Below are 12711 nucleotides of genomic sequence, written 5' to 3'. Positions count from 1 at the left end.
CATCAGCGTTTGCTGTTGTCTATCTGGTCGCCACCAACGATGTCCCGCCCGGCTTTGTTATTGTTCTGCGTAACCGTACGTGTAGTGTTGGTAGTCTTCGACTTTCGAGTCACTACTACCTTGATAACCAGGCCAACAGCAGCTAATGCAGCAATAACTGCTAACGCCCATTTCCCTAATTCGGTCCAATCCATTTTTTCCTCCCTTGAGCTTTTAAGCGTCCGTGCCCATTAAGCTGTTGTGCTTGCCATTTAAGCATACGCTGGAAAATTAAGGGTTAGTACCAGATGCTGCTTTTCTTTTGTTATTCGGCTTCAGGGCTTGAAATACTCCTGCACCGTCTCCCAAGCCACCGTCTGCAGGTGCTTCGCGATCGCCGGGTCCAGGCCGGCGGTGTACTTCATTCCCACCGGTGAGGCCTTGAACAACGTCGCATACGTGGTGCACGCGGCCAGGTAGCTGCCGGCCACGCTCGGGTGGCGCAGGTCGGCCACGTACAGATTCAGCTCGGGCATCTTGGCAATCGACTTGCCGAAGGCCAGGCCCGCCGGAATGACCAGCGCGTTGTTGTCGTTGCCGGCCTGGGTGTAGGCCTCGGCCAGTTCTGCCGTCATGGACGGCACGTCCTTGTAAGCCCACGACATGAAGAACACCGGCTTGGCGCCGTGTTTGCGCACCGTGTCGGAATGCTTTTTCGCAAATTCATGGAACAGAGGCTTGAGCTGCGGGTGCAGCGGGCACTGGCTGCAGTCCATCATGATGGCGACGTCGAACAGACGGTCCAGCTTGTTGAAGCTGACGGTGTTGTTGGCGCCAAACGAATACGAGCCGACGGCGTTGGGGCGGAAGTAGCTTTCCACGTCGTGCCAGTTCATGCCCGAGCCGCTGATGGTGGCCGAGCTGGCGCGGTGCTTCAAGCCGGGCTGGCCTTCCCGGATCAGTTGCCCCACGTGGTTGTGCAGGCTGTTGTTGTAATAGAAGAAGCTGTTGCCGATGTAGATGGCCGAGGCTGGTTTGTCGCCGCCGTCCGTCACCTTGGGTTTGGTCTGAGCCAGCGCGCCTGTGGCGGCGCCGAACAGGACGGCCAGGCCGAGGGCAGCGGATAGCAGAGGTTTGAAGAGCGGGGTGGGCAAGAGCTGGCGCATGGTTGTCTCCTTGGTTTTTGTGTCTGGCGAGTCTAGTGGACTTGCGGCGCGGCGTCATGCGCTTTTCTGCGCAGGCCCGGCCCGCTGCAGGCAAGGCCCTTCTGGACGGATACTTGGGTCTGGATTCAATAAAAAAGGAGACCCCATGCACCCCGCCATCCGCCGGCAGACGATTGCCGACCTGCTGCACCGCACCGCCAAACGTTACCCGGGCAAAACCGGCCTGATTTGCGGCAACACCCGCTGGACCTTTGCCGAGTTTGACGCGGTGGTGGACCGCCTGGCCGCCGGGCTGGCTGCCCTGGGTGTGGGCCATGCGAGCCGGGTGGCCGTGCTGGCGCGCAACTCGCACGGGTTTGCGGCCATGCGTTTTGCGCTGGCGCGGTTGGGCGCGGTGCTGGTGCCCATCAATTTCATGCTCAAGGCCGAAGAGGTGGCCTTCATCCTGCGCCATGCGGAGGCGCAGATGCTGGCCACCGACTCGGGCCTGGCCGAGCTGGCCCGCAGCGCCGCGGCGCTGGACACTTCTGTCACGCAGTTTGTCTGGCTGCCTTCGGAAGAGACCACGCCGCCCGTGGCAGGCATGGTCTCGTTCGACGAGCTGGCCGCCACCCGGGGCACGCCGCCCGAGGTGGCGCTGGGCAGCACCGACCTGGCGCAGATTGTCTACACCAGCGGCACCGAGTCCATGCCCAAGGGCGCGATGCTCACGCACGACGCGGTGATCTCGCAGTACGCCAGCTGCGCGGTGGACGCCAGCATTGCCCATGGCGACGTGATGCTGCATGCGCTGCCGCTGTACCACTGCGCGCAGCTCGACGTGTTTTTTGGCCCGGCCATCTACGTGGGTGCCACCAGCATCATCACCGCCAAGCCGACGCCGGACAACCTGTTGCCGCTGATGGCGCAGCACCGCATCGCCTCTTTCTTTGCGCCGCCCACGGTGTGGATTGCGCTGCTGCGCTCACCCCTGTTCGACAGCACCGATCTGTCCAGCCTGCGCAAGGGTTATTACGGCGCGTCCATCATGCCGGTGGAGGTGCTGCGCGAGCTGGCGCGGCGCCTGCCCGATGTCGGCTTCTGGAACCTCTACGGCCAGACCGAGATTGCCCCGCTGGCGACCATGCTGGGCCCCGATGACCAGCTGCGCAAGCCCGGCTCCTGCGGGCGTGCCGTGCTCAATGTGGAAACGCGTGTGGTGGACGACGCCATGCACGACGTGGCAACCGGCGAGGTCGGCGAGATCGTGCATCGCTCGCCGCACCTGATGCTGGGCTACTTTCGCGACGAGGAGAAAACAAAGGCCGTCTTCCAGGGCGGCTGGTTCCATTCGGGTGACCTGGCCACCATTGACGACGAAGGTTTCATCACCGTGGTGGACCGCAAGAAAGACATGATCAAGACCGGCGGCGAAAACGTGGCCAGCCGCGAGGTGGAAGAAATGATCTACCGCCTGGGCGCCGTGTCTGAAGTGGCGGTGGTCGGCGTGCCGCACCCCAAGTGGGTGGAGGCCGTGGTGGCGGTGATTGTGGTCAAGGCCGGCCAGACGCTGACCGAGCAACAGGTGCTGGCGCATTGCAGCGAACACATTGCCAACTTCAAGGCGCCCAAGGCGATTGTGTTCACCGACACACTGCCGAAAAACCCCAGCGGCAAGCTGCTGAAGCGGGATTTGCGGGCGCTGTACCAGGACGTGTTTGCCGGCAGCTGACAGGCATAGAGATAGAGATAGAGATACACAGACACATACAGATATGAATCAACGGAGATAAACATGACAACGACCCCCCCCACCCCTAGCCCCACTGGCCTGCAGCTGCAGTCCCTCGTCAAACCCGAAGGCGTGCTGGAGATCGCGCTGGTCAGCGTGCCCACGCCCACACCTGCTGCTGATGAAGTGGTGGTGCGCATTGAGGCCACGCCCATCAACCCGTCCGACATCGGCCTGCTGTTTGGCGCGGGCGACATTCGCACCGCCACGCTGGCGGGCACGGCCAGCCAGCCGGTGGTGACGATGCAGATTCCCCCGGCGGCCATGAAAGCCATGGCTGGCCGCCTGGGCCAGGCCCTGCCCGTGGGCAACGAAGGCGCGGGTGTGGTGGTAGCGGCCGGTAGTTCGCCCGAAGCGCAGGCGCTGCTGGGCAAAACAGTGGCCACACTGGGCGGCGCCATGTACGCGCAATACCGCTGCGTCAAGGCCGATCAATGCCTGCGGCTGCCCGAAGGCACCACGCCGGCCGAGGGCGCCTCTTGTTTTGTGAACCCGCTGACGGCGCTGGGCATGGTCGAGACCATGCGCCGCGAGGGCCACACGGCCCTGGTGCACACGGCCGCGGCGTCCAACCTGGGGCAGATGCTCAACAAGATCTGCCTGAAGGACGGCATTGGGCTGGTGAACATCGTGCGCAAGCCGGAACAGGCGGCGCTGCTGAAGTCGCTGGGCGCGACCTATGTGTGCGACGCCACGGCGCCCACCTTCCTCGAAGACCTGACGCAGGCCCTGGTGGCCACCGGCGCCACGCTGGCCTTTGACGCCACCGGCGGCGGCAAGCTGGCGGGGCAGATTCTCGGCTGCATGGAGGCCGCGCTGAACCGCACGGCCAAAGAGTACAGCCGCTACGGCTCCACCACCCACAAGCAGGTCTACATCTACGGCGGTCTGGACACCGGCCCCACCGAGTTCAACCGCAACTTCGGCATGGCCTGGGGCATGGGCGGCTGGCTCTTGTTCCCCTTTCTGCAGCGCATCGGCCCGGTGGCCGCACAAACCCTGCGCCAGCGGGTGGCCGACGAGCTGAAAACCACCTTTGCCAGCAGCTACTCAAAAGAGATCTCGCTGGCCGAAGCACTGCAACCCGCAGAAATTGCGGTGTACGGCCAGCGGGCCACGGGCACCAAGTACCTGCTCAACCCGAACAAGGGGCTGGCGGGCTGATCGCAAGGCGGCTTGTTCAAGTGATGCATTCCCGTTCGGGCTGAGCCTGTCGAAGCCCTTCGACAGGCTCAGGGCGAACGGTCGAGGTGCGTGACAGGAGCCCTAATCCGGCGGCGCCGGTTTGGCTGAAAAGCGCAGCACGCCGTCGCGCAGCGGCGAGAACTTCAGCGCCAGCAGGTCCAGCAGGTAGTTCTGGTACATGCGCCACGGCCGGCGCAGACCCTGGCGTGCCAGCAGGTGGGCCGAGCGCTGCACATAACCTGAACTCAGGTCGAGAAAGGGTTGCGTCGGCAGCCGGGCGTCGTCATTGACGGGTACACACATGTCCAGCTGGTGCCGTTCCATCTCATGGAGCAGCCGGCAGACATACCGCGCCACCAGCTCGCACTTGAGCGTCCACGATGCATTGGTGTAGCCGAAGGCCACCGCCAGGTTGGGCACGCCGCTGAACATCGCGCCCCGATAGGCGACGGACTGGGCCAGGTCCACCGCCGCACCGTCCACGGTGAGAGCCGCGCCGCCCAGCACCTTGAGCTCCAGGCCGGTGGCGGTGACGATCACGTCCGCCTCAATTTCCTCGCCGGAGGTCAGGCGCAGGCCCGCCGGCGTGAAGCATTCGACTTGCCCGGTCACGATGTCGGCCTTGCCCTCGCGGATGGCGCGGAAGATGTCTGCGTCGGGCGCGATGCACAGGCGCTGGTCCCACGGGTTGTAGCGGGGTGCCAGATGGCGCTGCACGTCGAAGCCGGGGCCCAGCAGGCGCGCGGCCTGCCGCAGGATCAGGCGCCTGACGGCGGCCGGCCTGCGCCGCGAGAACTGGTAGAACGCGCTGGCCAGCGCAATGTTTTTCCAGCGGATCAGGGGGTGCGAGAGCCGGCTGGGCAACCAGCGCCGCAGCAGCGCACCCATGCCGTCGCGCGACGGCAGGGCAACGATATAGCTGGGCGAACGCTGCAGCATGGTTACGTGGGCCGCCGTGGCTGCCATGTCGGGCACCAGCGTCACTGCGGTGGCGCCGCTGCCGATCACCACCACCTTGCGCTTGCGGTAGTCCAGGTCTGACGGCCAGTGCTGCGGATGCACGATGCGACCGCGAAAGTCGTCCCGACCGGGCCAGGGCGGCGTGTGGCCCTGCTCGTAGTTGTAGTAGCCGCTGCAGAAAAACAGGAAACGGCAGGCAAAGTGCACGTCGCGCGCTGGCTCACCGGGGGTGGTGAGGGTGGCGGTGACATGCCACCGCGCCTGCTGCGAATCCCAGGCGGCACGGGTGACGCGGTGGCCGAAGCGGATGTGCCGGTCCAGGCCTTCCGCGCGCGCGGTGGCGGTCACGTACTCCCGGATGGCCGGTCCCGTCGCGAAGCTGGTGTCACTTTCCCAGGGCCGGAAGCTGTAGCCCAGGGTGAACATGTCGGAGTCGGAGCGCACGCCGGGATAGCGGAACAGGTCCCAGGTACCGCCTATGGCCTGCCGGTTTTCGAGGATCACGTAGCTGCGTGCCGCGCACAAGGTCTGGAGATAGTGTGCTGCGGCAATGCCGGACAGCCCGGCGCCCACGACCACCACGTCGAAGAAAGCGGGATCGGTGGGATCAGTGGGGACGGCTTCCATGGGCGCAGTTTAAGTGACGTCGGGAGAGCGCGAGGGCGGGTGCCATGGCCGCAAAGCCCTCGCGTGCACGCCGATAAGACAGCAGCCAGGCGAAAAAAAACCGGCCCTGAAGCCGGTTTTTTTATCAATGGAGAAGCAGAGCTTAGTAGCCGCCGCGGCCGCCGCCACCGCCGTAGCCGCCGCCGCCACCACCACCGTAGCCGCCACCACCGCCGCCGCCGCCTTCGCGACGACCACCACCGCCGCCGCCGAAGCCGCCGGTACGTGGCTCCATCGGACGGGCCTCATTGACGACCATGTCACGGCCATCAACGGACTTGCCGTTCATGCCGCTGATGGCTGCCTGGGCTTCTGCGTCGCTGGACATTTCCACAAAGCCGAAGCCTTTGGAACGGCCGCTGTCGCGGTCCATCATGACTTTGGCGGAAGTGATCGCGCCAAATTCAGAGAAGTGTTGTTGCAGGGAGTCGTCGTTCACCGAGTAGGAGAGGTTGCCGACGTAAAGTTTCTTGCCCATTTTGGGACCTTTCAAAAAAGCTTGCACGTTTGAATCAAATGAGCGAAGCGGGTATGACGGTTCTGGTTAGAAAACCTGTCAGGAAAACAATGGACGCATGTCCGGGGACAGCGTGTTGTTGAGCCGGTATCGACGTGCCACAAGGCAAGCAGGTACATGGCTCAAGTCAAAAATCGGTCAGGGGGAGGAAGAGACCGGGGTGAAGCTCGCCGCTGGGGGAGTTTGACGACCGGGAGGGCCGGTACTACCGGCCAAAATGGTGCGGGTCGGCATGTGAGGTGCCGCGGACCGTGTCAGACTGGCGCTACTGCAAAGGAAAGCTAAATTGCAGTAACACCGGTATTTTACCCCGGTTTTCGGAAACCAGGTCCCGCGATCCCTTTTGGCCTGTGTGACCGGGCATCGCGGTGCCGACCCTGCAGCCCCTGCCAGCCCGGCGTGAGGCTGTTGTTTTCCAGGAAGCGTTTGGCCTTTTTGAGGGGGTGACAGGCCCCCGTACGTTAGCCACGCGCTCGCTTCGTCACCCCACAAAACCTTTGCGAAACTCCCCCGGGCTTGCGCCCGACCATGTGCGAAATGCCCGGCTAAAACTTTTTTCGTTCAGAAACCCTACCGCTGCCGCCACCTGCTTGACCGGCTTGTCGCTGCGGTTCAGCAGGTCTTTGGCGCGTTCGAAGCGCACCTCGTCCTTGAGCTGCTGCAGGTTGGCGCCTTCTTCCTTCAATTGCCGGTGCAGCGTGCGTGCCGAGATGTTCAGCAGCGCCGCCACGCCGTCGGCGTTGTGGGCCTGGTCCGGGTGGGCGGCCAGCGCTTGCCGCACCTGCTGCACCAGCAGCCGGTCGCGGCGGTATTGCAACACCGTCAGCGGCAGCGCGCGCTGCAGCATCTGCTGCAGGGCTTTTTCGTCGCGGCGCAGGGGCAGGGCCAGGTAACGCGCATCGAAGCGGATCTCTGCCTGTGCGGCATCGAAACGTATCGGTCCGGGAAACATGAGCGCATAGGCATCAGCATGCGGCGGTGCGGCAAACGGGAAGCGCGCGCCCTGCAGCGCAATGCGCGAGTCGATGTACCAGCAGGCCAGACCGTGGATGTTGCGCAGCACGTGCACCAGGCAGAACTCGCGCGCGCCTTGTCCGTGCCGGGCCAGGTCGGTGCGCTCCTCGATCGTGATGGCGGCGCTGTCACCGGTGACGACCAGCTTGAGCGTAATGTCGTCGGCCAGCAGGGCGTGGTGGCGGCACCAGCGTTTGAGCGCCACGCCGAGATCGGGTGCACTCAGCGAGGCCCGGGCCAGCATGCCGTAGCTGCCCCAGGGCAGTTTTCGCGAGAAGGCGCCCAGGGCTTCATCGTCAAGCTCCTGCATCGCCGTACCCGACAACACCTCCATCTGGCGCGCGGTGATGCGGGCCGCTGGCTGCTGCAGTCGGGATGGCGTGATCTGTGCCAGTTTCAAGGCGTTGGTCGGGCTGTGGCCGTAAAGTTCGTACGCTGCCACCATCACCCGTGCAAAGGCCATGGGGGTGGCCGCAGCCGGCGGGGCCGGGGTGGCAGGCGAGGGGTGGGCAGGCATGGACCAAGTTTGGCGCATTCTGGCACGATTTGCAACCTGCATGGCGGCCGTCTGGCGGCTTTTGCGCCTAAGCTGCGGTATTGGCGGTAAGGTGTGGTCTGGCGCCTGGTGGGCTTCGATGCCTAGCCAGGCTCAGCCTGTATGGAAGGCCCATGTAATCCGCACCCAATCGCGCCGTACGACTCGAGGAGACACATGCCAGTTCTGGAAACCAAACTCAACGCCCGTTCTGCCGACTTCCAGGCCAATGCCGCCGCCATGCGCGCGCTGGTGGACGACCTGAAGCTGCAGGTGGCCAAGGCCGCTGCTGGCGGCGGTGAAGCGGCTCGGGCCAAACACGTGGCGCGCGGCAAGCTGCCGCCGCGCGAACGGGTGCAGATGCTGCTGGACCCGGGCACACCTTTCCTGGAGCTGGCGCCGCTGGCGGCGCTGGCCATGTACCCCGACCGCGACGGCAGCGACAGCGCCCCATGCGCAGGTGTGATCACCGGCATTGGCCGCGTCAACGGTGTGGACTGCATGATTGTGTGCAACGACGCGACGGTGAAGGGCGGCACCTACTACCCGATGACCGTCAAGAAACACCTGCGGGCGCAGGAAGTGGCGCAGCAAAACCGGCTGCCCTGCATTTACCTGGTCGATTCGGGCGGCGCCAACCTGCCGAACCAGGACGAGGTGTTTCCTGACCGTGACCATTTCGGCCGCATCTTCTACAACCAGGCCAACATGAGCGCGCAGGGTATTGCGCAGATCGCCGTGGTCATGGGCAGCTGCACCGCCGGCGGCGCTTACGTGCCGGCCATGAGTGACGAAACCATCATCGTGAAAGAGCAGGGCACGATTTTCCTGGGCGGTCCGCCGCTGGTGAAAGCCGCCACCGGCGAGATCGTCACCGCCGAAGACCTGGGCGGCGGCGACGTGCACACCCGGCTGTCGGGCGTGGCCGACTACCTGGCACAGAACGATGCGCATGCACTGGCGCTGGCGCGCTCGGCAGTTGCCAACCTGAACGCAAATTTCAATAGAAAAGTGCCTGAAGTCCTTGCCAGTCGTGCGCCACGCGCTCCTGAATATGCAGCAGACGAGGTCTACGGCGTGGTGCCCACCGACACCCGCAAGCCTTACGACGTGCGCGAGATCATTGCCCGCATCGTCGACGGCAGCGAGTTTGACGAGTTCAAGGCGCGTTTTGGCGCCACGCTGGTCACCGGCTTTGCGCACATCGAGGGCATGCCGGTCGGCATCATCGCCAACAACGGCATCCTGTTCAGCGAGTCGGCGCAAAAGGGCGCGCACTTCATCGAGCTGTGTTGCCAGCGCAAGATCCCGCTGGTGTTTCTGCAGAACATCACCGGCTTCATGGTGGGCCGCAAGTACGAGGCCGAGGGTATTGCGCGCCACGGCGCCAAAATGGTGATGGCTGTGGCCACCGCCCAGGTGCCCAAGTTCACCATCATCATTGGCGGCAGCTTCGGCGCCGGCAACTACGGCATGTGCGGCCGCGCCTACAGCCCGCGCTTTCTGTGGATGTGGCCAAACGCGCGCATCTGCGTCATGGGTGGCGAGCAGGCTTCGTCCGTGCTGGCCAGTGTGCGACGCGACGCGATTGAGGCCAAGGGCGGAACGTGGAGCGCCGAGGAAGAAAAAGCCTTCAAGCAGCCGATGCTGGACCAGTTCGAGCACCAGTCGCACCCGTATTACTCCAGCGCCCGGCTGTGGGATGACGGCGTGATCGACCCGGCCGACACGCGCCGCGTGCTGGCACTGGGCCTGCGCGCCAGCCTGAACGCACCGATCCCCGAGCCGAAGTTCGGCGTTTTCCGCATGTAACGGCTCAGAAAGCACGAATGTCCAACGTTTCCGTCTACGACACGCCCGAATACGAATCCCTGCGCGACCAGATCGCCCGCTTCATCGCCAAAGAAGTCGAGCCGCACGCCGCCGCCTGGGAAGAGCAGGGCTTTGTGCCACGCGATGTTCTCAAGCGCATGGGCGCCGCCGGCCTGTTCGGCCTGATGTACGAAGAAAAATATGGCGGCGCCGATAGCGACGCCATGACCAACCTGGTGTTTGCCGAGGCGCTGTCGCAATCGACTTTTGCCGGCTTCATCATCACCGTGCTGGTGCACACTGACATGGCCAGCCCGCATCTGCACCACGCAGGCAATGCGGCGCAAAAAGACAAATACATGAAGAAGGTGATCGCCGGCGAGCTGATCACGGCCGTCGGCATCACCGAGCCGGGCGCCGGCTCGGACGTGGCGGGCATTCGCAGCACCGCAAAACGTGACGGCGATGACTGGGTGCTCAACGGCACCAAGATGTTCATCACCAACGGCGTTCAGGCCGACCTGTACTTCGTCGCGGCCAAGACCGGCCCGGGCAAGCGCGACATCTCGATGTTCATCGTCGAAAAGGGCACGCCGGGCTTCACCGTTGGCCGCGCACTCAAGAAAACCGGCTGGCTGTCGTCGGACACGGCCGAGCTGATTTTCGACAATGTGCGTATCCCTGCCTGGAATTTGCTCGGTGAAGAGGGCAAGGGCTTTTATTCGGTCATGAAAAACTTCCAGACCGAACGCATCGCGCTGGGCGCGATGGCTATCGGCCATTGCCAGCAGGCGCTCAAGCTCACGCTGGACTATGTGCGCCAGCGCCAGGCTTTCGGCGGCCCGCTGTGGGACCAGCAGGTGATTCGCCAGCGCCTGGCCATGCTGGACGCCAAGACGCGCGCCGCGCGCGCCTTCATGTACCACTGCGCCTGGCGCGTGACCCAGGGCCACGACATCGTGCAGGACGTGTCCATGCTGAAGGCGCTGACCGGCGAGCTGGTCAACGAGGTGGTGCAGACCTGCCAGCAGTTCCACGGCGGCATGGGTTTCATCCGCGAAACCGCGATCGAACGCCTGTGGCGCGATGCACGCGTGCTGGCGATCGGCGGCGGCGCCACCGAAGTGATGCTCGAAGAAGTGGCGAAGCGGTACTGAGGAAGAAACCATGAATCACCTGGAACTGGCCTGCGACGGCGGCGTGGCCACCGTCACCCTCAATCGTCCCGACGTTCGCAACGCGTTCAACGACGAAGTCATCGCCGAGATGACCATGTGTTTCCAGAACCTCGGTGCGCGTGATGACGTGCGCTGCATCGTGCTGGCGGCCAGGGGCACGGCCTTCTGTGCCGGGGCCGACCTGAACTGGATGAAGCGCATGGCAACCTATTCGCGCGACGAAAACCTCGCCGATGCGGGAGCGCTGGCCGAAATGCTGCGTGTGATTTACGCCTGCCCGAAACCGACGATCGCCAAAGTACAGGGCGACGTGTATGCGGGCGGTACCGGCCTGGTCGCGGCCTGTGACATCGCGGTGTCGGTGGAAACGGCCGGTTATTGCCTCAGCGAAGTCAAGCTGGGTCTGATCCCTGCGACGATCAGCCCCTATGTGATTCGCGCCATGGGTGCGCGGGCGTCGCACCGCTACTTTCTGACGGCCGAACGTTTCAGTGCCGCGGAAGCCCTGCGCATCGGGTTTGTGCATGAGGTGGTGACAGCGGACCAGCTTGACGGCAAGGTGGCAGAGCTGGTGAAAACGCTGGTCAACGCCGGCCCGCAGGCGGTTCGCCTTTGCAAAAAGCTGGTGCAGGACGTGGCGGAACAGGCCATCACCCCGGCGCTGGTGCAGATGACGGTGGAAGGCATTGCCGACATCCGCGTCAGCCCGGAAGGCCGCGAAGGTGTGCAGTCCTTTCTGCAAAAACGCAAGCCCAACTGGCTGCCGTCGGCCTGAAACCGCGGCGCACCGAACATGAACCTGAATATCCTGCTTCTTGTTGCCGCGCTGCTGGGCGCCTCGCTGGCCCGGGCGCAGTCCGTCGACCTGGATGCCTCGCTCAACGAGACCGTGGTGCTGATACCCAAAAAAGGCCTGTTCAGCATCACGCTGGAGACCACGCTCTACAAGCCCGATGGCGAAGGCCCGTTCCCGGTGGCCGTGATCAACCATGGCAAGGCTTATGGCGACGCCCGTTTTCAGGGTCGGTACCGGCCGGCGACGGCTGCGCGTTACTTTCTACAGCGCGGCTACGTGGTGGTGGTGCCCATGCGGCAGGGTTTCTCGAAATCCGGCGGCAGCTACATAGGCGGCGGATGCAATGTGGAGAGCAATGGCAAGGTGCAGGCCGAGGATGTCAAAGCCGTGCTCGACCATGTGACCGCCCAAGCCTGGGCCGACAAGGACCGCATCGTGGTGCTGGGTCAATCCCATGGCGGCTGGACCACGCTGGCTTTTGGCCCCCTGAACTACCCCGGGGTGAAGGGCCTGGTCAATTTTGCAGGAGGCTTGCGGCAGGAAGGCTGTAACAGCTGGCAGAAGGCCCTGGCTTCGGGCGCGGCGAGTTATGCCGCTCAGACCCGTTTGCCCTCCTTGTGGTTCTACGGGGACAACGACAGTTATTTCACGACAGACACCTATCGAGCCATGTTTGAGCAATACACGGCGGCCGGCGGACAGGCCCGGCTGGTGGCTTTCGGAACCTTTGGCAGCGATGCGCACAGCATGTTCGGATCGCGCGCCGGGCAGCGGATCTGGCAGCCGGAAGTCTCGCGCCTGCTGGCGTCTGTAGGCCTTCCGAGCGAACCCGTGGGCGCCTTTGCAAAATACGACTCAGCGGGACTGATGCATGTGCCACCCAGAACCGGGTTCGCATCACTTGACGACGAAAGCAAACTTCCTCATGTGCGCGACACAGGGCGAGCAGCCTACAAAACCTACCTGACCAAATTTGTCCCGCGCGCTTTCGCCATAGGGACGGATGGCGCTTGGGGCTGGGCCGACGGCGGCGAAGACCCCTTGCGGCGCGCCGTGGACAACTGCCAGCGCAACAGCAAGGCGCAATGCAAACTTTATTCGGTGGACGACTTCGTCGTCTGGCCCTGAGGAG

11 protein-coding genes are annotated in these 12711 nt (G+C 64.1%); 6 read left to right on the top strand and 5 right to left on the bottom strand.

Annotated elements, in window-relative coordinates:
- Positions 1-2: 2 nt before the first annotated feature.
- Together PSV33_RS18500 and PSV33_RS18495 are read right to left on the bottom strand one after the other, a co-directional pair.
- Positions 3-194 carry a hypothetical protein gene (locus tag PSV33_RS18500; RefSeq protein WP_300564028.1) on the bottom strand — a complete coding sequence of 64 codons (192 nt, stop codon included), beginning with the start codon at positions 192-194 and terminating at the stop codon, positions 3-5.
- A 120-nt stretch (positions 195-314) separates the two neighbouring features.
- Entirely contained in the window at positions 315-1145 is an 831-nt protein-coding gene (locus PSV33_RS18495) for a hypothetical protein (RefSeq protein ID WP_300564026.1), read from the bottom strand.
- Positions 1146-1290: 145 nt separating this feature from the next.
- Here PSV33_RS18495 and PSV33_RS18490 point away from each other — a divergent pair, with 145 nt between their 5' ends.
- Together PSV33_RS18490 and PSV33_RS18485 are read left to right on the top strand one after the other, a co-directional pair.
- Positions 1291-2856, top strand: a complete 1566-nt coding sequence (locus tag PSV33_RS18490) for an acyl-CoA synthetase (RefSeq protein ID WP_300564024.1) — start codon at positions 1291-1293, stop codon at positions 2854-2856.
- A gap of 63 nt (positions 2857-2919) precedes the next feature.
- Positions 2920-4080: a zinc-binding dehydrogenase gene (locus tag PSV33_RS18485; RefSeq protein ID WP_300564022.1), complete on the top strand. Its 1161-nt coding sequence runs from the start codon at positions 2920-2922 to the stop codon at positions 4078-4080.
- Between the two features lie 102 nt (positions 4081-4182).
- On the opposite strand, the gene PSV33_RS18480 is transcribed toward PSV33_RS18485, so the two are convergent.
- The 3 genes from PSV33_RS18480 to PSV33_RS18470 all read right to left on the bottom strand — a co-directional run bounded on the left by PSV33_RS18480 (position 4183) and on the right by PSV33_RS18470 (position 7775).
- Entirely contained in the window at positions 4183-5688 is a 1506-nt protein-coding gene (locus PSV33_RS18480; RefSeq protein ID WP_300564020.1) for an NAD(P)/FAD-dependent oxidoreductase, read from the bottom strand.
- Between the two features lie 142 nt (positions 5689-5830).
- The gene (locus PSV33_RS18475; protein ID WP_096667408.1) at positions 5831-6205 is read right to left on the bottom strand and encodes an RNA-binding protein; all 375 of its coding nucleotides are present in this window, start codon (positions 6203-6205) and stop codon (positions 5831-5833) included.
- Positions 6206-6725: 520 nt separating this feature from the next.
- Entirely contained in the window at positions 6726-7775 is a 1050-nt protein-coding gene (locus tag PSV33_RS18470; protein ID WP_300564016.1) for an AraC family transcriptional regulator, read from the bottom strand.
- Between the two features lie 195 nt (positions 7776-7970).
- Between PSV33_RS18470 and PSV33_RS18465 the strand changes: the two genes are divergently transcribed.
- From PSV33_RS18465 to PSV33_RS18450, 4 genes are read left to right on the top strand one after another with little or no spacing between them, the layout of a single operon-like run.
- On the top strand, positions 7971-9605 hold the full coding sequence (locus tag PSV33_RS18465; protein ID WP_300564014.1) for a carboxyl transferase domain-containing protein: 1635 nt from the start codon (positions 7971-7973) through the stop codon (positions 9603-9605).
- Positions 9606-9622: 17 nt separating this feature from the next.
- Positions 9623-10762: an acyl-CoA dehydrogenase family protein gene (locus PSV33_RS18460; RefSeq protein ID WP_300564012.1), complete on the top strand. Its 1140-nt coding sequence runs from the start codon at positions 9623-9625 to the stop codon at positions 10760-10762.
- 10 nt (positions 10763-10772) lie between these two features.
- Complete coding sequence (locus tag PSV33_RS18455; protein ID WP_300564010.1) at positions 10773-11558, top strand: enoyl-CoA hydratase/isomerase family protein; 786 nt, start codon at positions 10773-10775, stop codon at positions 11556-11558.
- An 18-nt stretch (positions 11559-11576) separates the two neighbouring features.
- On the top strand, positions 11577-12707 hold the full coding sequence (locus PSV33_RS18450) for a CocE/NonD family hydrolase (RefSeq protein ID WP_300564009.1): 1131 nt from the start codon (positions 11577-11579) through the stop codon (positions 12705-12707).
- Positions 12708-12711: the final 4 nt, after the last annotated feature.

The organism is Polaromonas sp. (assembly GCF_029945895.1).
Taxonomy (GTDB): Bacteria; Pseudomonadota; Gammaproteobacteria; order Burkholderiales; family Burkholderiaceae_C; genus Polaromonas.
This window is presented reverse-complemented; position numbering and strand designations above follow the sequence as displayed.